The organism is Streptomyces sp. S186, assembly GCF_051603415.1.
Taxonomy (GTDB): Bacteria; Actinomycetota; Actinomycetes; order Streptomycetales; family Streptomycetaceae; genus Streptomyces.
The window spans coordinates 1,685,057-1,703,840 of record NZ_CP193932.1 but is presented as its reverse complement, the minus strand read 5'-3'; the positions used below and the strand labels follow the sequence as shown (position 1 = coordinate 1,703,840).

At 72.5% G+C, this 18,784-nt stretch carries 17 protein-coding genes; 11 read left to right on the top strand and 6 right to left on the bottom strand.

Features of this window, described 5'->3' with window-relative positions:
• Positions 1-138 precede the first annotated feature (138 nt).
• Both ACRAS8_RS07420 and ACRAS8_RS07415 read left to right on the top strand, forming a co-directional pair.
• The gene (locus ACRAS8_RS07420; RefSeq protein WP_438485018.1) at positions 139-582 is read left to right on the top strand and encodes an SRPBCC family protein; all 444 of its coding nucleotides are present in this window, start codon (positions 139-141) and stop codon (positions 580-582) included.
• 276 nt (positions 583-858) lie between these two features.
• Positions 859-3,294, top strand: coding sequence for an MFS transporter (locus ACRAS8_RS07415; protein ID WP_438485016.1), 2,436 nt, complete (start codon positions 859-861; stop codon positions 3,292-3,294).
• A gap of 98 nt (positions 3,295-3,392) precedes the next feature.
• On the opposite strand, the gene ACRAS8_RS07410 is transcribed toward ACRAS8_RS07415, so the two are convergent.
• Positions 3,393-4,133 (bottom strand): Clp protease N-terminal domain-containing protein, encoded by a 741-nt coding sequence (locus tag ACRAS8_RS07410; protein ID WP_438485014.1) that lies wholly within the window; start codon positions 4,131-4,133, stop codon positions 3,393-3,395.
• 118 nt (positions 4,134-4,251) lie between these two features.
• A complete protein-coding gene (locus tag ACRAS8_RS07405) occupies positions 4,252-5,934 on the bottom strand; it encodes a glycoside hydrolase family 13 protein (protein WP_438485013.1) in 1,683 nt (560 codons plus the stop codon).
• A gap of 339 nt (positions 5,935-6,273) precedes the next feature.
• On the opposite strand from ACRAS8_RS07405, the gene ACRAS8_RS07400 reads away from it, so the two are divergent.
• The 4 genes from ACRAS8_RS07400 (at position 6,274) to ACRAS8_RS07385 (ending at position 11,249) form a co-directional block, all read left to right on the top strand.
• On the top strand, positions 6,274-6,780 hold the full coding sequence (locus ACRAS8_RS07400; protein WP_438485012.1) for a PadR family transcriptional regulator: 507 nt from the start codon (positions 6,274-6,276) through the stop codon (positions 6,778-6,780).
• A gap of 220 nt (positions 6,781-7,000) precedes the next feature.
• Positions 7,001-7,834, top strand: a complete 834-nt coding sequence (locus ACRAS8_RS07395) for a M55 family metallopeptidase (protein ID WP_438485010.1) — start codon at positions 7,001-7,003, stop codon at positions 7,832-7,834.
• A complete protein-coding gene (locus ACRAS8_RS07390; RefSeq protein ID WP_438485008.1) occupies positions 7,827-9,218 on the top strand; it encodes a M20/M25/M40 family metallo-hydrolase in 1,392 nt (463 codons plus the stop codon). The genes ACRAS8_RS07395 and ACRAS8_RS07390 overlap by 8 nt, the downstream gene beginning before the upstream one ends.
• A 237-nt stretch (positions 9,219-9,455) precedes the next feature.
• Complete coding sequence (locus ACRAS8_RS07385) at positions 9,456-11,249, top strand: CocE/NonD family hydrolase (RefSeq protein ID WP_438490371.1); 1,794 nt, start codon at positions 9,456-9,458, stop codon at positions 11,247-11,249.
• 132 nt (positions 11,250-11,381) lie between these two features.
• Here the strand turns inward: ACRAS8_RS07385 and ACRAS8_RS07380 are convergent, their stop codons facing one another.
• From ACRAS8_RS07380 to ACRAS8_RS07370, 3 genes are all read right to left on the bottom strand, one after another.
• A complete protein-coding gene (locus ACRAS8_RS07380) occupies positions 11,382-11,576 on the bottom strand; it encodes a ferredoxin (RefSeq protein ID WP_438485007.1) in 195 nt (64 codons plus the stop codon).
• A gap of 50 nt (positions 11,577-11,626) precedes the next feature.
• The gene (locus ACRAS8_RS07375; RefSeq protein WP_438485005.1) at positions 11,627-12,814 is read right to left on the bottom strand and encodes a cytochrome P450; all 1,188 of its coding nucleotides are present in this window, start codon (positions 12,812-12,814) and stop codon (positions 11,627-11,629) included.
• 177 nt (positions 12,815-12,991) lie between these two features.
• Positions 12,992-13,672 (bottom strand): TetR/AcrR family transcriptional regulator, encoded by a 681-nt coding sequence (locus ACRAS8_RS07370; protein ID WP_438485003.1) that lies wholly within the window; start codon positions 13,670-13,672, stop codon positions 12,992-12,994.
• Positions 13,673-13,718: 46 nt separating this feature from the next.
• Here ACRAS8_RS07370 and ACRAS8_RS07365 point away from each other — a divergent pair, with 46 nt between their 5' ends.
• The 4 genes from ACRAS8_RS07365 to ACRAS8_RS07350 all read left to right on the top strand — a co-directional run bounded on the left by ACRAS8_RS07365 (position 13,719) and on the right by ACRAS8_RS07350 (position 17,292).
• Positions 13,719-14,627, top strand: coding sequence for a DUF2867 domain-containing protein (locus ACRAS8_RS07365; RefSeq protein ID WP_438485001.1), 909 nt, complete (start codon positions 13,719-13,721; stop codon positions 14,625-14,627).
• 59 nt (positions 14,628-14,686) lie between these two features.
• Positions 14,687-16,129, top strand: a complete 1,443-nt coding sequence (locus tag ACRAS8_RS07360) for a CoA transferase (RefSeq protein ID WP_438484999.1) — start codon at positions 14,687-14,689, stop codon at positions 16,127-16,129.
• A 147-nt stretch (positions 16,130-16,276) separates the two neighbouring features.
• Positions 16,277-16,891: a GNAT family N-acetyltransferase gene (locus ACRAS8_RS07355; protein WP_438484997.1), complete on the top strand. Its 615-nt coding sequence runs from the start codon at positions 16,277-16,279 to the stop codon at positions 16,889-16,891.
• A complete protein-coding gene (locus ACRAS8_RS07350; protein ID WP_438484996.1) occupies positions 16,888-17,292 on the top strand; it encodes a glyoxalase superfamily protein in 405 nt (134 codons plus the stop codon). Before ACRAS8_RS07355 ends, ACRAS8_RS07350 begins: the two co-directional genes overlap by 4 nt.
• Before the next feature lie 21 nt (positions 17,293-17,313).
• Here ACRAS8_RS07350 and ACRAS8_RS07345 read toward each other — a convergent pair whose 3' ends face one another.
• The gene (locus ACRAS8_RS07345; RefSeq protein WP_438484994.1) at positions 17,314-17,649 is read right to left on the bottom strand and encodes a DUF6204 family protein; all 336 of its coding nucleotides are present in this window, start codon (positions 17,647-17,649) and stop codon (positions 17,314-17,316) included.
• A 139-nt stretch (positions 17,650-17,788) separates the two neighbouring features.
• Here ACRAS8_RS07345 and ACRAS8_RS07340 point away from each other — a divergent pair, with 139 nt between their 5' ends.
• Positions 17,789-18,694 (top strand): arginase family protein, encoded by a 906-nt coding sequence (locus tag ACRAS8_RS07340; RefSeq protein ID WP_438484992.1) that lies wholly within the window; start codon positions 17,789-17,791, stop codon positions 18,692-18,694.
• Positions 18,695-18,784: the final 90 nt, after the last annotated feature.

Below are 18,784 nucleotides of genomic sequence, written 5' to 3'. Positions count from 1 at the left end.
GATAATAGAACATCTGTTCGCGTCGGGGATGTCAACCGGATTTGGGCCCGCTGCCCAGTGGTGGTTGGCTTGGCCGCGCGCACCGCAGGTTGGCGGCGCATCTCAGGTCCGGCAGCCGACTACTGGAGGAAGACACACATGGGGCAGGTAGAGGCCACCACGCAGCGCGAGATCGCGGCGGACCCGGAGGACGTGTTCGACGCGCTCGCCGACTACAGCGGCACGCGCCGGCAGCTGCTGCCCGAGCACTTCAGCGAGTACGAGGTTCGCGAGGGCGGCGACGGCAAGGGCACCCTCGTCCACTGGAAGCTCCAGGCCACCAGCAAGCGGGTCCGCGACTGCCTGCTGGAGGTGGACGAGCCCACCGACGGCCAGTTGGTGGAGAAGGACCGCAACTCCTCGATGGTGACCACCTGGATCGTCACCCCGGCCGGCGAGCAGCGCGCCAGGGTCGTCGTCACCACCACCTGGCAGGGCGCCGGCGGCATCGGCGGCTTCTTCGAGAAGACCTTCGCCCCCAAGGGGCTCGCCCGCATCTACGACGCGCTTCTCGCCAACCTCGCGGCCCACATGGAGAAGTGACAGCGGCCCACATCGAGAAGTGAGAAAGGGGCGTCCCGTAAACCGGGCGGGGTGCTTTCATGCTCACCGGATCGGGTGGTTTTCCTCGCGCGGAGCCGTCCGGCCTCCGGGCGGCCCGCCGGCCGGAAACCCCTGATGGGAGCCCAAGAGCCGCCCCGCGTAAGGCACTTGACGTCCGTTCCCGCCCACCCTGCGCCGATCCTCCTTGGTTGATCGCTGTTGTCGCCCAGTGCGAGAAATGGGCGCCCGCAGCAGCGTGACGAAGGGGAGCAGGACGTGGGCGGGACCACCCTGAGCGAACGCGACCGGCCCACCGAGGCGCCCGCCGTCGAAGCGGCCACGGCCCCGGATGCCGCTGTCGAGGCGACCGCGGTCCCGGATCACGAGCCGGAGCCGGCCGGACCGCCACCCCACGACGACCCGCCGGCTCCACCCGGCCCCCGCCCGGTACGGCCGGCCCGGCCCGTCCTGCTGGCGGCACTGCTGCCCGCGGCCCTCGGCCAGACCGCCGTCGTCCCCGCCCTCCCGGCGATCGCCGGAGAACTCTCCGGCGGCCCCGCGGCGACCTGGGTGGTTGCCGTCCACATCCTGGCGTCGGCCCTCGGACTGCCGCTCAACGGGAAGCTCGCCGACCACCTCGGCCGGAAGGCCGGTTTCCTCCTCGCGCTCCTGGTATTCACCGCCGGCTCCGCACTGGCCGGCACCGCGCACTCCATGTCCGCGCTGGTCGCCTACCGGGCCGTCCAGGGCTTCGGTGCCGGCGGACTGATGGCCTGCGTCCACGCGATCCTCGCCGAGACCGCCCCGCCCGGGGCGCGCGCCCGCCGCACGGCCGCGGCCGGCGTCACGTACGCGGCGGGCCTCCTGGCCGGCCCCCTGGTGGGCGGCTACTGCGCCGACCACGGTGCCTGGCGCTGGTGCCTCACCCTCAACGTCCCGATCGGGCTCCTGCTCCTCTTCGTGGCCGCGGTCGCAGTCCGGCTGCCCCGCCCCGCCGCCCGCCCCCGGCCGGACCTCGCCGCCGCACCACTGATCCCGCCGCACCTCCTCCGCGCCACGTTTGCCGGCCCCACCGGCCTCGTAGGCGCCGCCCTCGCCCTCGCTCTCTACGGGGCGGTGCGCCACCTCCCGTCCTTCCTCCAGGCGGCCGGCGGCACCACGGCCACCGCGTCCGGGCTGCTGATGCTGCCCCTGACGGGCGCGCTGGTGGCGGCCGCGCTCACCACCGGCCCGCTCGTCCGCTGCACCGGTCACGGCACAGTCCTGCCGATCCTGGGCTGCGCGGCGGCCGCGGCGGGCCTGTGGCGCCTGGGCGAGCTGCGCCCGGACGCCGCGCGCCCGGCCCTCGGCCTCTGGACCGGCGTCCTCGGGCTGGGCCTCGGACTGGTGCTGCCGGTGCTGGTGCTCGCCGTCCGCACCGCCGTACCCGACCCGGACCCGGCCGGCGCGGTCGCCTGCCTGCGGCGACTCGCCGGCACCGTCGGCGCCGGCCTCGCCGCCGCGCTGCTCGCCGGCCACCTCGTCGCCCGGCTGCCGGCCTCCGCGCCGCTCCTCCCGGTGGCAGCGGCCCTGCCCACCGCGCTGCGGGACGGCTACGCCGCCGCCGCGACGGCCGTGCCGCGGAGTTCCCTCTTCCTCGCGCCGGTCCTCGTCCTGGGCTTCCTGCTCGCCCTCTTCCGGCTCGCCCTTTTGTGGAAACGGGGCCCCCTGATGCCCCACGCTCGACAGGCCCCGCAGGCCCCGCCACCGCCGTACGACGCCCCCGCAGCCGCCGCGGTGCCACCGGCCCGCTCCGCCGCCGACACCACGGCCGGCAGCACCGACGGCGGCACCGTGGACGCCACCGCCGGCATCACCCTCGACTCTGCCGTTCCCGGCGGGAGTTGGGCCACCGGCCGGGCCGCCCACGCCACGTCGTCCGCGGCCGCCGCGCCCAACGGGCCCGCCGCGTCCGGCGTCCCGGTGTGCGGCACCGTCCGGCACCACGACGGCAGCGTCGTGCCGCGCGCCGCGCTCACCCTCATCGACGCCGCCGGACGGCAGGTCGGCCGCGGCGCCACCGGGGAGGACGGCCGGTACGCGCTGAGCACCCCCGGGGCCGGCGGCTACGTCCTGATCGCGGCGGCCGGCGGGCACCAGCCGCAGGCCGTCGCGGTGGCCGTCGGCGAACGCCCGGTGGAGCTGGACGTGGTCCTCGGCGGCGCCGGGCGGCTCGCCGGCACGGTCACCACCGCCGGCGGCGCGCCGGTCCGCGAGGCCGCAGTCACCCTCACCGACGTCCGCGGCGAGGTCGTCGCCAGCACCCGCAGCGGACGCGAAGGAACCTATGTCCTCGGGGAGTTGGTGGCCGGCGAGTACACCCTCGCCGCCAGCGCCCCCGCGTTCCGGCCGGCCGCGCTGTCGGTCACCGTCCAGGCGTCCCGCGAGACCCGCCAGGACGTCGAGCTCGCCGGCGGCGCGGTGCTGCGCGGCACCGTGCGGGCCGGCGGCGGGCGCCCCGTCGAGGATGCCCGGGTCACCCTCCTCGACGCCGGAGGCAGCGTCGTCGACACCGCGACCACCGGCACCGACGGGCTCTTCCGCTTCGTGGACCTCTCGGCCGGCGAGTACACGGTGATCGCGGCCGGATATCCGCCGGTCGCCACCGTCCTGCGGTTGGCGGGCGGCGGACGGACCGAACGGGATCTGCAACTGGGACAGGACGACGACTGACGGGCCGTCAGTCCTGAGGTGTAAAAGAGGCGTAGAAGAGGAGTGGGGGCTCCACAGTTCCCACCGCAGAGCCCCCCCGGACTACCTGGACGGTACGGCTACTGCTCCTTACGGGCGGCGAGGATCGCGGCCAGCTCCTTGGTGATGAACGCCTCGGCGGCTGCCTTGTCGATGCCCAGGCCGTTGAGCGGACCGGAGCCGTTCTCCTGCTCCAGCAGGGCCAGCAGGAGGTGTTCGGTGCCGATGTAGTTGTGGCCCAGTCGCAGGGCCTCCCGATAGGTGAGCTCCAGGGCCTTCCGGGACTGGGGGTCGAACGGGGTGAGGGCGGGCAGGGTGTCGGCCGCGGGCGGCAGCGCGGCGGTCATCGCCTCGCGGAGCGCCTCCCCGGTCACGCCCTGGGCGGCGATGGCCCGCATGGCGAGCGCCTCCGGCTCGCGGAGCAGGCCGAGCGCCAGGTGCTCGGGGCGGATCTCGTCGTTGTGCGCCGCGTGGGCCTCGTTCTGCGCCGCCACCACGACGTTCCGGGCCCGCTCGGTGAACCGGCTGAAGCCCTGGCCGGGACTGAGGTCCGACCCGCCGGCCGGGTCCTTCGGGACGAAGCGCTTCTGGGCGGCCTGTTTGGTGACGCCCATGCTCTTGCCGATGTCGGTCCAGGACGCGCCCGAGCGCCGGGCCTGGTCCACGAAGTGCCCGATGAGGTGGTCGGCCACCTCGCCGAGGTGGTCCGCGGCGATCACGGCGTCGGAGAGCTGCTCCAGTACGTCCGAGCGGTTGTTCTTGATGGCCTCGATCAGGTCGTCGAGGCGGAGTGGATGCGTCGTACGGACGGGTTCTGTCATGCGTCAACCATAGGTTGACGATCTCCTGGACGTCAACCGTTAGTTGACGATGAGGTGTCATGCTGTGCACCCGCCGGCCCCGGCGCCACACCGCGCCGGGGCCTGAACTGCCGTGGCCCTACGGCAGCAACGGCCGGACCGGGGCCATCCACCACGCGGCCGTGGCCCCGGGGAGCGTCCCGGCCGGGCAGTCCCCACTGGCCAGCAGCGGCACGCCGGGCACCGGGGCGGGCACCGGGGCGGTGTCGAAGTTCACCGCGCACACCAGGCCGTCGCCGCGTTCGAACGCCAACACCTGCGGCGCCGACTCCATCCAGCGCAGCGTGCCGTCGCCGAGCTGGGGAAGGCCCCGGCGCAGCTGGAGCGCCTCGCGGTAGAGATGCCAGAAGGACCCGGTGTCGGCCACCGCACGCTCCGCGGTGTGCGCGGCGAACGACGTGGGCTGCGGCAGCCACGTCCGCGCCGCCGTGCCCGCGCTGAAGCCGTACGGGGCGGTCTCGCCCGACCAGGGCAGCGGCACCCGGCAGCCGTCCCGGATGTGCTGCCGGCTGCCCGTGCGGTGGAAGATCGGGTCGGTGAGCACCTCGTCGGGCAGGTCGTCGACCTCGGGCAGGCCCAACTCCTCGCCCTGGTAGACGTACGCGGCCCCGGGGAGGGCCAGCATCAGCAGCGCCGCGGCACGGGCCCGGGCCGGTCCCGACGCGGCCTCTACGGTGCCCGGTTCGCCGGCGTAGCGGGTGACGGTCCGTACCTGGTCGTGGTTGTTGAGGACCCAGGTGACGGTGGAACCGGTGTCCGCGATGTCGGTCAGCGCCTCGGAGATCACCCTGCGGAAGAGGCCGGCGTCCCAGCGCGCGGTCAACAGGTGGAAGAAGAACGCCTGGTGCAGCTCGTCGGGCCGGACGTACGCGGCCTGCTCGCCCGGGGTGCGCACCGAGACCTCGCCCACCAGCAGCCGGTCGTGGCCGTCCCGGGCGGTGTACTCCTCGCACAGCGCCCGCCAGTCGCGCCACACCTGGTGCACCTCGGGCTGGTTCCAGGCCAGCGGATTGACCGAGTCGCGGGTGCGCTCGTCGGCCGCCGGGTCGGGGGAGTCGGGGAGCTCGGGGTGCTTGAAGAGCCCGGCGGCCACGTCGATGCGGAAGCCGTCCACCCCGCGGTCCAGCCAGAAGCGCAGCACCTTGTCGAAGTCGGCCGCGACATCGGGGTTGCGCCAGTTCAGGTCGGGCTGCTCGGGCGTGAACATGTGGAGGTACCACTGGCCGGGAGTGCCGTCCTCCTCGGTGACGCGGGACCAGGCGGGCCCGCCGAACATCGCCCGCCAGTTGTTGGGCGGCAGTTCACCGCTCTCCCCGAGGCCGTCCGCGAAGTGGAAGAGCGCACGGGACGGGCCGCCCGGTCCCTCCTCCAACGCCGCCTGGAACCACGGGTGTTCGCTGGAGCAGTGGTTGGGGACGATATCCAGCAGTACCTTCAGGCCGAGTCGGTGGGCGTCGGTCACCAGGTGGTCGAACTCGTCGAGATCGCCGTAGGCCGGGTCCACCTCGCGGTAGTCCGCCACGTCGTAGCCGTGGTCGTGCTGCGGGGACGGGAAGAACGGGCTCAGCCAAATCCCGTCCACGCCGAGCTTCTTGAGGTAGGGGAGGCCGCCGCGGACCCCGGCGAGGTCTCCGGTACCGTCTCCGGTGGTGTCGCGGAAGCTGCGCACGTAGACCTGGTAGATGACCGCATCGCGCCACCAGCGCTGAGCCGTGTCCTGGGCGGGGGTCGGTTGGCCGCGTTCTGCGGTGGCTGTGAACATCTGCCGGTTCCACTTCGTACGGCGCAAGTCGGCGTGGCGCCTTGCGAGTTGCTGTTATGCATGCATGTTAGGTAGCCGCATCTTTTCGGTGTCAACTGAATGACGAAAGTCGAACGATACGTGCCCGGATTTGTGGGGTATGACATCGGGATTCTGCACCGAACGGCCCCGGTTTCTTTCTCGCTTTCCCCTGCTCACGACCTCAACTCCCGTACGTGGCAAGCGAGTACGGGAGTGTGCCGGCTCCATGGACGCGACGATGTATAGCCGTTGGCCATGCAGGGGAGAGGGACAACGGGCATGGACAACAGGCGACGACGGCACAGGGAGAGGGAAGGCGTGCGGTTGCCACTCCTGGCGCTGCTGGTCAGCGGACCCGCGCACGGCTATGAACTCAAACAGGCCCTGGAGGCACTCCTGGGCACGGCCTACCCCCGGCCCAACGTAGGGCAGGTATACGTCACCCTGGGGCGGTTGGAGAAGGCGGGCCTCATCGAGGGCGAGGAGGTCGAGCAGCCGGACCGCCCGAACAAGCGGACCTACCGGATCACCGCGGCCGGCCGGGAGACGGTGGCCGTGTGGTTCAAGGAGGCCACCGTCGCACCACGGGTCCGCGACGAGTTCTTCATGAAGCTGGCGCTCGCCACCCGCGCCGGGGCCGCCGACCGGACCTCCCTCATCGACAGACAGCGCCGGCACTACCTCAAGAGCCTGCGGGAGCTCTCCCGGATGGCGGCGTCCGAGGACCGGGACAACCGGGTCGCGCACCTGCTCATAGAGGGCGCGATGCTGCACCTCCAGGCGGACCTGGAGTGGCTGGAGCGGTGCCAGGAGGAACTGGAGTGAGGAAAAAGGCACTTGTGGTGCGGTGGGGCGGGGCGCGCGGTACAGGGGCGCCCACGTGGTCGGGTGTGGCCTGAAGCGTACGGCCGTGTGCCGTGGATGATCTCCAGTGGTCTGGTCCGGTGGAGTTTTCCACAGCCCTGGCAGGGGGCGTCGGGCGCCGCGTAGCGTGATCGGTCGAGGGCCGCGCCAAGCCCTCTCACCTGCGAGGGGACTGATAGCTGTGAAGATCCTCATCTCCGCGGACATGGAAGGTGCCACGGGCGTGACATGGCCCGCCGACGTCCTGCCGGGCACCCCGCAGTGGGAGCGCTGCCGCCATATGTTCACCTCCGACGTGAACGCGGCCGTCGCCGGTTTCTTCGCCGGCGGAGCGGACGAGGTGCTGGTCAACGAAGCCCACTGGACGATGCGCAACCTCCTGCTGGAACAGCTCGACGAGCGCGCCGAGATGCTGACCGGGCGTCACAAGGCCCTGAGCATGGTCGAGGGCGTCCAGCACGGAGACGTCGACGGCATCGCCTTCGTCGGCTACCACACCGGAGCCGGCACGGAGGGCGTACTGGCACACACCTATCTGGCCAACACCCTCACCGGCGTCTGGGTGAACGGCACGCGCGCCGGCGAGGGCTATCTGAACTCCCTCGTCGTGGCCGAGTACGGCGTGCCCGTGGTGCTGGTCACGGGCGACGACCGGACCTGCGAGGACGCGCAGGGGTACGCCCCGCGGGCGCCCGCCGTGGCAGTCAAGGACCATGTCTCCCGCTATGCAGCGGTGTGCCGCCCACCGGCCCGTACGGCGGCCGAGATCCGGGACGCGGCCCGCGAGGGCGCCGCGCTCGCGGTGCGTCACGAGCCGGTCCGCGGTGGCCCGTTCCGGTTCGAGTTGGAGTTCGACGCCGAGCATCTGGTGGGCGCCGCGACATGCGTGCCCGGCGTGGAGCGCCGCGGCGAGCGCCGCGTCGCGTATACCAGTCAGGAGATGTACGACGCCATCCGGTGTTTCAAGGCGGTCACCACGGTCGTCTCGTCCGCCGTGGAGGAACAGTATGGCTGAGATCGCATGTGCAGAGCACCCGTCCGCCCCGGAGACCGGGACGGTCGATCAGCAGGCGCTCGACGAGGTGGTGCGGTTCACCTCGGAGCTGATTCGTATCGACACCGCAAACGCCGGCGACGGCACCTGCCGGGAGCGCCCGGCCGCCGAGTACGTCGCCGAGCGGCTGGCCGACGTGGGCGTCGAGCCGGTCCTGCTGGAGCGCACCCCGGGGCGCACCAACGTCGTCGCCCGCATCGAGGGCACCGACCCGTCCGCCGACGCCCTGCTGGTGCACGGGCATCTGGACGTGGTCCCCGCCGAGCCCGCCGACTGGCAGGTCCACCCCTTCTCGGGGGAGGTCCGCGACGGCGTGGTCTGGGGCCGCGGCGCCGTCGACATGAAGAACATGGACGCGATGATGCTCGCCACCGTCCGGCAGTGGGCCCGCAGCGGAGTGCGTCCCCGGCGCGACGTGGTGCTGGCGTTCACCGCCGACGAGGAGGCCAGCGCCGCCGACGGCTCGGGATTCCTGGCCGACCAGCACGCCGCCCTCTTCGAGGGCTGCACCGAGGGCATCAGCGAGTCGGGCGCCTTCACGTTCCATGCCGGCGGTGGAATGCGGATCTATCCGATCGCGGCCGGGGAGCGCGGCACCGCCTGGCTGAAGCTCACGGCCCGGGGCCGGGCCGGGCACGGCTCGAAGGTCAACCGCGACAACGCGGTCAGCCGGCTGGCCGACGCGGTGTCACGGATCGGCGCGCACGACTGGCCGGTGCGGCTCACCCCCACCGTCCGGGCCGCGCTGCGCGAGCTCGCCGCGCTGCACGGCATCGACATCGACCCCGAGCGGCCCGACGTCGACGTCGACACCCTGCTGGAGAAGCTGGGCCCGTCCGCCAAGCTGGTCGAGTCCACGGTGCGCAACAGCGCCAACCCCACCATGCTGACGGCCGGTTACAAGGTCAATGTGATCCCGGGATCCGCCGTGGCGCATGTGGACGGCAGGGTCGTCCCCGGCGGCGAGGCGGAGTTCCGTACGACCCTGGACGCGCTGACCGGGCCCCATGTCACCTGGGACTACGAGCACGGGGAGGTCGCGCTGCAGGCCCCCGTCGACTCATCGTCGTTCGCCGCGATGCGGGCCGCGATCGAGCGCTTCGACCCGGACGGCCGCACCGTCCCGTACTGCATGTCCGGGGGGACGGACGCCAAGCAGTTCTCCCGGCTGGGCATCGTCGGCTACGGCTTCTCCCCGCTGAAGCTGCCCGAGGGGTTCGACTACCAGGTGCTCTTCCACGGCGTGGACGAGCGGGTGCCGGTGGAGGGCCTGCACTTCGGCGTGCGGGTGCTCGACCACTTCCTGCGGACCGTGCCGGGGCGCGGCCGGCACTCCGCGGGCTGACGCCGGGCGCGTGGAAGGACGCCCGTCAGCGGCCGTTCGAACGGGTTCTTCGTCCACGTTTTCCCACGGACGACCGTGAACTGACGTCCTATCAGCGACGCGTGTCAAGAGCGTTGACATGTCCGTTACGCGTGTCATTAACATGAACGCGCCGTTACCGACTGGTTGGTACGACGTGTTCTGTGGAGGTCTTGCGTGCCCAGCGTGTCCCGACTCGCATCCCGCCCCGTACTCCGCATGTCACTCGCCCTGCTGACCGGCACCGCCCTGACCGCTCCCCTCGTCCTGAACGCCCCCGCCCCCGCCGCCGCCACGGAAGACGCCGATCCGTACACGGTCACCGCGCTGAAGGCGACCGTACGAGCCGGCTCGTACAAGTGCACCGTGGACGCGGACCTCTACCGCCCGCGGGGCGTCGACTCCGCGCACCCGGCGCCCGCCGTGCTGACCACCAACGGCTTCGGCGGCAGCAAGGCGGACGGCTCGACCGACGCCATCGCCCGGACGTTCGCCGCCCGCGGCTATGTCGCGCTCGCCTACTCGGGCCTGGGCTTCGGCAAGACCGGCTGCCCCATCTCGCTCGACGACCCCGGGATCGACGGACGGGCGGCGAGCCAGCTGGTCGACCTGCTCGCTGGGACACGGAGCGACGACGACGGCACCCGGGTCGACTTCGTGGCCAAGGACGGGCCCGGCGACCCCAGCGTCGGTATGATCGGCGGGTCCTACGGCGGGGCGGTCCAGATGGCCACTGCCGCGGTCGACCACCGCGTCGACGCACTGGTCCCGCTGATCACCTGGAACGACCTCTCGTACTCCCTCACCCCGAACAACGCCGACCGCCCGCACGGCGTCAGCGGCCCCGTCCCGGGGGCGTACAAGCACCAGTGGACGAACGGGTTCTTCCTCATCGGCGAGGCGCAGGGGCTGCTGCACCCGGGCCTCGACCCGTCGCGGCTCGGCGGCGCCGGCTGCCTGCACTTCGTCGCACCGGCCTGCCGCACCAAGCGGCTGCTGGACTCCCGCAGTTACCCGGCCGACGAGACCCGGGAGATGCTGCAGTACGCACGGAGCGTCTCGCCGGTGTCCTATCTGAAGTCCGTGAAGGCGCCCACCCTGCTCGTCCAGGGCCAGGCCGACACCCTCTTCAACCTCAACGAGGCCGCGGCCACCTACCGCACGCTCGCAGCCCAGGGCACGCCGGTCAGGATGATCTGGCAGTCCTGGGGCCACAGCGGCGGGATGAAGAACCCGGAGCCGGGCGAACTCGACCTGGCCAAGGGAAACTTGGAGAGCAGCTATGTGGGGCAGCGGATCCTCGCCTGGTTCGACCGCTATCTGCGGCACCGGACGACCACCGCCACCGGACCGGCCTTCGCCTACTACCGCGACTGGGTGACCAGCGGCCCCACCTACGCCACCTCGTCCGCCTTCCCCGCGGCCGACAGCCGCCGGCTCTATCTCTCCGGGGACGGCACGCTCGTCGACGACCGCGCCGGCGTCGCCCGCGGCAGCCGTACGTACCGCAATCTGCGGCTGCCCACCAGCCATTCGGAGAGCTCGCTGGCCGGCCTGGTCGGACTGCCCGACCCGCATGCGTACGACATCCGGGGCACCTGTCTCGACTGGACCTCGGCGCCGGTGGCGGGCGGACCGCTGGACGTGGTGGGCGCGCCCACGGTGACCCTGAGGGTGGTCTCGCCGCAGGCCGAGGAGGACCAGCACTCCTCGGACGCGGCCGACAAGCTGGTGCTTTTCGCCAAGCTCTACGACGTCGCGCCGGACGGGGGCGAGACGCTGGTGCACCGGCTGGTGGCCCCGGCCAGGGTGCCCGATGTGACCCGTCGGTTCACCGTGGAACTCCCGGGCATCGTGCACCGCTTCCAGCCGGGGCACCGGCTGCGGCTGGTGATCGCCGCGAGCGACTCCGCGTATGCGGGAAATCGCGGGGTGAAGCGGGTGACGGTCACCAGCGCGCCCGAGGACACCGGGGTCCTCGAACTCCCCGTCACTCAGGGGGTTGTGCCGTAGCGGGCGGGGTGGATGCCGTAGGTGGGGAAGTCAGGGGCGGTACGTACCGAGGCGCCGCGGTCGCCCGGTGCCGGTTGGCCGGCCGGGGGCGGGCGTCGTCCGTGACGTCCCGCGAGCGGAGCCGTTCCGGCGTCAGTCCTCGGTGACCGCGATGGCCTGTACGGGGCAGGCGCGGACCGCCTCGGGCACCATCGGGTCGCCGCCGCCGTCCTCGCGGCCCGGCAGCAGGGCGCTGAAGCCGTCGTCGTCCTGGGTGAAGACCGACGGGGCCGTCAGCGCGCACTGGCCGGAACCGATACAGAGCTTTGTGTCAATGGTGATCCGCATCTCGGGACCCCTTTCGTTGGCGGTGCCGCCTCCGGTGGTGCCGATCGGCGCTACCAGGCCAGCGGCAGTTCGATCATTCCCTGGAGAGTGTCTCCCGGCTTGAACGGAATCTCGGCAGCCGGCACGGCGAGTCGCAGATCAGGGATGCGCCCGAAGAGCGACCGTAGCGCGATCTCCATCTCGGCACGGGCCAGATTCTGGCCGAGGCACTGGTGGATCCCGAAGCCGAACGCGACGTGATGGCGGGCCGAGCGGCCGACGTCCAGCTGGTCCGGTGCCGGATAGGCCGCCTCGTCGCGGTTGATCAGCGAGGTCGGGAACACCACGCCGTCCCCGGCGCGGATGGTGCGGCCGCCGATCTCGATGTCATCGGTCGCCACCCGCAGCATGCCGTCGGCTATGGACAGGAACCGCAGCAGTTCCTCGACCGCGGCCGGCATCAGGCTCTCGTCGGTTCTCAACTGCGCCAGCTGATCGGGGTGTTGGAGCAGGGTGAAGGTGCCGAGCGAGATCATGTTGGCGGTGGTCTCGTGGCCGGCGACGAGCAGGATCATGGCCAGCCGGACCAGTTCCTCGCGCCGCAGCGCGCCGCTCCGGAGCCGCTCGGCGATCAGCTCGTCCAACAGGCCGTCGCCGGGCTCCGTCTCCTTACGGGAGATCAGTTCCCCGAGATATCCCTCCAGTTCGAGCCGGGAAGCCTCGCTCTCCTGCGCCGAACGCCCGCGGAGCATGCGGCGGGAGCAGTCCTCGAAGAACTCGTGGTCCGCGTACGGGACGCCGAGCAGCAGACAGATCACCATCGAGGGGACGGGCAGGGCGAAGGCGGAGACCAGTTCGGCGGGCGGGCCCTGGGCCAGCATCCGGTCCAGGAGTTCGTCGACGATCCGCTGGATCCGCGGCCGGAGGGCGGCGGTCCGCTTGAGGCTGAAGCTGGGGATCAGCATCCGCCGCTGGGCGTTGTGCTCGGGATCGTCCACGCCGAGCAGTGGGGTCCGCACCCGACGGACGGTCTCGAAACGCTTCAGCGTGATGGGGAATGCCGGATTCTGCCGGTCGGACGACAGGCGCTGGTCGACCAGCAGGGCCCGCGCCGCGGCGTGGCCGGTCACCGCCCATATCGTGCGGCCGTCGTAGAGGGAGACGTGGGAGAGCGGGCCGGACTCGCGCAGCGGCCGGTAGTTCGCCGGGGGGTGATAGGGGCAGCTGCGGTCCTGGGGGAAGGAGATGGTGTGGGTCACGGTTCCTCCCGTGCGGGTGGCGTGAGGTACTCGTCACCGGGACGTCACCGGGGTCCGCCGTGTGACATGCCTGGGCGAGCGGGGTGTGCCGCGCTGATCTCCGTGGGGGGCGGTGGGCCGGGCGCCGCTCCGGCGCCTGCGGTCAACGCGGTGCGACGGCGGTCCCGTTGGGTGCGCTCACCTCCCCTCGACGGCGGTTTCCGCCGCTCGGTGCGGCGGGTTCGCTTGTCGAACGTCCGGACCCGCGCCGGGTGTTCCCGCCGGGCGCAGGAGAGTTTCCAGCACTCCGTCCACGTGCCGTTCGCGGGCCGGGCCGGCCGGCAGGGAGCGCGGGACCGAGTGGCTGAGCTGGGTGTGGCCCAGATAGGCGGTGTACGCGAGCAGGCCGCGGTGGCGGGCCTCGTCCTCCGGGAAGCCCAACTCGACGAAGAGGTCGGCGATATGGCCGATCCGGCGGTCGGTGACCCGGGCGAGCGCGGCGGCCACCCGCGGATCCGTCGCGGAGGCCAGCAGCGAGACCTCCAGGGGATCCTCGGCGGCCCGGCGGGTGGCGCGCCGGAAGAGCAGGCGGAGCCGTTCGCCGGGGTCGGGCTCGTCCGCGAGCTCGTCGATCACGGCTTCGGTGCGGGACTCCGCCCAGCGGTCCAGGGCGGCCTCGATCAGTGCGTCGCGGTTGGCGAAGTGCCAGTAGAAGCTGCCCTTGGTGGTGCCCAGGCGGGCCGCCAGCGGTTCCACGGCGACCGCCGCGAGGCCGCCCTCGCCCATGGCGGCCAGGGCCGCCTCGGCCCAGTCCTGCACGGTCAGCCGCTGCCGCGCACCACCGCCGGTCTCCTTCGTCCGCTCTCGCGCCATGACCATACGCTACCGTACGGTAAAAACATACGCCACCGTATGGAGGTGTCCTGTGCACACGGTCCGCGACGTCCACACCCGCACCATCCAGGCCCCGGCGGAAGCAGTTGGGGCCCTGATCGACCGGCTCGGCGGCGAGCCCGACCCGCTCTTCCCGACGCCCGTCTGGCCGCCCCTGCGCCTCGACCGCCCCCTGGGCGTCGGCGCCGACGGCGGCCACGGATGCGTCCGCTACCACGTCGCCGCCTACGAGCCGGGCCGCCGCATCCGCTTCGCCTTCACTCCGGACCCCTCCGGGGACGGCCCCGGCTACCACGAGTTCACCGTCCACCCCCTGGGAGCGGACCGCTGCCGCGTCGAGCACGTCCTGGAGTCCCGGCTCCCGCTCGCCCGCCGGATCGTCTGGCACCTGGCCGTCCACGCCGTCCACGGGACTGTCGTCGAGGAGCTCTTCGACAACCTCGAACGGGCGGCCACCGGAAGCCTCCGCACCCCCGTCCGCCGGTCCCCCCGGGTGCGGCTGCTCAACCGCCTCCTGTGGGACCGGCCGACGGCCGTCGCCCTCCCGGAGGCCGCACTCCTGGCACGCGGTGCCTTTCCCGGTACGGATTTCCAGGACGCCTGGCAGCTGGCGCTGCGGCCCGGTATGCCGCGCGAACCGGAAGCCTGGGAACGGGCGTTGCGCGCCGCCCCGATTCCGGTGCTCGCCCGGCGTGGCGGGGAGATCCTGCTGGGCAAGGACGCCGGGCACCTGGATTTCCGCGCGTCGCTCCTGGTCGCCGACGACCGGGTGACGCTCGGCACGGTCGTCCGCACCCACCACCTGGGCGGGCGCCTCTACTTGGCCGCCGTCCGCCGCATACACCCCTTGATGGTCCGCGCCGTGCTGCGCAGGGTCCACCGCGCGATGGCCCTGGCGGCGCCCGGAGCGGCGGAGCGGTGGCAGCACGCCGCCCCGTAGGGAGGCCGGGAAACCCCGAACCGCTGGCTATGGATGGCACTCAGCGCCACACTCGGTGCATGGTGCAACGAGACGACACCGGCCAGCGGCAGACCCTCGGCACGGACCGGGCATGGGCAGCCCTCGGCGGCGATCCCGGGCTCACCCGGCGGATCTCCTACGGCGGCCCGCCCGGCCTGTTGGCCGCCCGCCTTCCGGTCATGGCCCTGGCCCGCGCCACAGTGGCCGTTTGCGGGCTCGCCGCGGCCGAGCTGACCGCCCAGCGAGACGGCGGCCCGCTGCCCGCCGTACGGGTCGACGACGGCGCGGTGGCCACCGCCTTCGGCAGTGAACGCCACCTGCGGATCGACGGCCGCGCCCCGTCGAACTTCGCGCCGCTGTCCCGCTTCTGGCGGACCGCCGACGGCTGGCTGCGCACCCACGCCAACTACCCGCACCACCGCGCCCGCCTGCTCGACGCGCTGGGCCTCCCGGACACCGCCGGCCCCGAGCAGGCCGAGACCGTGATCGCCGCACGGGGCGCCGAGGAACTCCAGGAAGCCGTCCACGCGGCGGGCGGACTGGCCGTCGCCGTCCGCACCCCCGAGGAATGGTCCGCGCACGCACAGGGCGCCACCGTCGCCCGGCACCCGCTGCTGACCCGGGAACTCCTGGCCGCCGGCGCCCCGCCGCGCCGGCTGCCGCCCCGCGCCGGCCACCCGGTGCTGCCCGCTGCCGGACTGCGCGTCCTGGACCTGACCCGGGTACTCGCCGGCCCCGTCGCCACCCGTACGCTCGCCCTCCTCGGCGCCGACGTCCTGCGCATCGACGCCCCTCAGCTCCCGGAGACCCAGGACACCCACAGCGACACCGGATTCGGCAAGCGCTCCACCGCGCTGGACCTCGGGTCGGCCGCCGGCCGCGCGTCCTTCGAGGCGCTGCTCGCGGAGGCGGATGTGGTGGTGACCGGCTACCGCCCCGGCGCCCTCGACCGCTTCGGACTCGCCCCCGAGGCCCTCGCGGAACGCCGCCCCGGGCTGATCGTGGCCCGGATCTCCGCCTGGGGCGACGACGGCCCCTGGGGCGGCCGGCGCGGCTTCGACAGCCTCGTCCAGGCCGCGACGGGTATCGCCGCCGTGGAGGCGCACGCCGACGGCACCCCGGGCGCACTGCCCGCCCAGGCACTGGACCACGGCAGCGGATACCTGCTCGCCGCCGCGGTGCTGCGGGCCCTCACCGAGCAGGCCCGGACGGGCGGTTCGCATCTGGCGACACTGGCGCTGGCTCGTACGGCCCGCTGGTTGGTGCACGACCTCGGGAACAAGCCCGAACCGCACGCGCCCGAGGACACATCGGACCCCGCGGCCCCAACGGGCTACAACCCCGCGCACCACCTCCGCGAAACCGACAGCCCCGCAGGACGGCTGCGCTACGCCCTGCCCCCGGTGTCCTTCGAGGGCGGCCCGGTGAACTGGGCGACGCCGCCGGGACTTTGGGGCACCGACGCACCCACATGGCGCTGAACGGGCCCGCGGGGCCACCCCCTCGTACGGGGTCGGCCCCGCGGGCCCCGGGCCGGTCAACCCCGCACCCGGCGCGTCCCAGGGCGACATACCACGCGCACACAGGGACGGTTGGCCCACCGCACCCGCCCCTCGTACGATCTGCTGATGACGAGCACCGAGCGTTATCTCGCGCGTGGCCCCCGGGTGGGCATCCGGCACTTCACCGCCGACGACCGGCAGGAATTCACCGCCCTCGCCCGAAAGAGCGCCGAACTGCACCGACCCTGGCTCTTCCCTCCGGATACCGACGACGCGTTCGACGGCTATCTGGCGCGACTTGGGGAACCGCTCCGTGAGGGCTTCCTGATCTGCGAGCACGACAGCGGCCGGATCGCGGGCTACCTCTCCATCAACAACATCGTGCACGGCGCCTTCCTCAGCGGCGCCATCGGCTACGGCGTCTTCGCACACGCCGCCGGACGGGGCCTGATGAGCGAGGGGCTGCGGCTGGTGCTCCGCCACGCCTTCGGCCCCCTGGGTCTGCACCGCCTGGAGGCCAACATCCAGCCCGCCAACAAGCAGTCGATCTCCCTGGTCGAGCGCGCGGGCTTCCGCCTGGAGGGCTTCTCCCCGGACTTCCTCTTCGTCGACGGAGCCTGGCGCGACCACGAACGGTGGGCCATCACCCGCGAGATGCTCCCGGAGGACGAGGACGACCCGGCGGACCAGGAGGACGACGGCGCGGCCCCGGACGCCCGGAGAGGTGGCGAGACGCGGTGAGCGCCACCGAGGAGCGGGGAGATGTCGTCGTCCGGCGCGCGGTACCGATCTTCCGGATCTTCGACGTGGCCACGGCACACGCCTTCTACGTCGACTACCTCGGCTGCACCGTCGACTGGGAACACCGCTTCGAGCCCGGTATGCCGCTCTACACCCAGGTCTCCCGCAGCGGCCTGGTCCTGCACCTCTCGGAGCACCACGGGGACGCCACCCCCGGCTCCACGGTGTACGTCGAGCTGACCGGGGTGCGCGCCCTGCACGCCGAACTGGCCGCCAAGGACTACCCGTACCTGCGCCCCGGCCTGGAGGAGGACGAGTTCGGCACCTGCCTCACCCTGACCGATCCCTTCGGCAACCGGATCCGCTTCAACGAGCCTCTCCCGGAGGGAAAGAGAAACTAGCGCACGCCAACTGGAGGGCCACTACCGGCCCTTCCGGTTGATCTTCATGGTGTCCATGTCGGTTGCGGTGGCCCGCAGCTCGCGGTAGCCCAGGCCCGCCGCCCGCAGCGCCTCCTCCGCCTTCTCCTCCCCGAGCGCGGCGGCCATCTCCTCGCCGTACTCCGCGTCCGAGACGATGACGTAGCGGTAGCTGAAGGCGTGCAGCGCGGTGTCGTAGGCCAGCGAGCCCTCGGCGGTGAACCGCATCCGGGCGAGCCCGTGCTCGTCGGCCTCCGCGAGCAGCGTCGCCCGGGCCTCCTCGGTGAGGTTGTCCCACTTGCCGCGGACGATCACTCGGTAGGTGTGCTGCGTGGCCATCTCCACCGCTCCCGTTCTGCCATGCCGTTGTGGTGTGCAGCAGTAGAGGCTATGCGCCCGTGCCCCCGGCCGCCCGGGCATTTTCGTGCAACCCCCTGCAACCACGGGCTGTTTGCGCACCGCCCGATAAGATCGTCGTATGCGCCGGAACGTGCTGATCGATGCCCCGTCCAACCTGGGACTGCGGCCGCCCGCCCCGGGTGCGGTGCCCGGTTGCTACAAACTCGCCGGAGCACTGCGGGAGCAGGGGCTGCTGCGGCGGCTCGGAGCACTGGAGGGCGGCGTGGTGGTGCCGCCCCGTTACGGCCTGGGGGACTGGCGCGAGGGAGACGGGGACTTCCACGCCACGGCGATCGCCGGATACACCGTGCGGCTCGCCCGCCGGGTGCAGGGCCACGTACGCAGCGGTGACTTCCCCGTCGTCCTCGGCGGCGACTGCAGCATCCTGCTCGGCGCGGTGCTCGCGCTGCGACGCCTGGGACGGTACGGGGTGGCCTGTCTGGACGGGCACACCGACTTCCGGCACCCGGGGAACACCGAGGTGTGCGGCCCCGTCGGCGCCGCGGCAGGAGAGGGCATCGCCCAGATCACCGGCCGCGGTCAGGCCGATCTGACGGACATCGAGGGGCTCCGCCCGTATATCCGCGACGAGGACGTAAGCCTCCTCGGGGCCCGCGAAGCGGAAGCGGGCCAGGAGGAGTTGGCCCGACTGGGCATCAGCTGCGCCAACGTGGCGGAGATCCGTCGGCGCGGCCCGGAGACGGTCGCCCGGGCGGCCCTCCGGCACCTCCAGAACTCCCCGCTGGACGGCTTCTGGATCCATCTGGACGCCGATGTGCTGGACCCGTCCGTGATGCCCGCGGTGGACAGCCCCGACCCCGGCGGCCTGTTCACCGACGAACTGCGGGCGCTGCTCGCCCCGTTGGCCGCCTCCCCGCGCTGTGTGGGCATCACCGTGGCGATCTACGACCCGGACCGTGACCTCGACGGATCCGGGGCGGTCCTGCTGGCCGATCTCCTCGAAGGCGTCTTTGCGCGACCCTGACCCCACCTGGCCGACAGGAGCCCTGTTCAGACGGGCGATCGCGTTGTTCCATGGTCAACAGGGGGCCGCCGCAGCCGAGGGGGTCCGGTC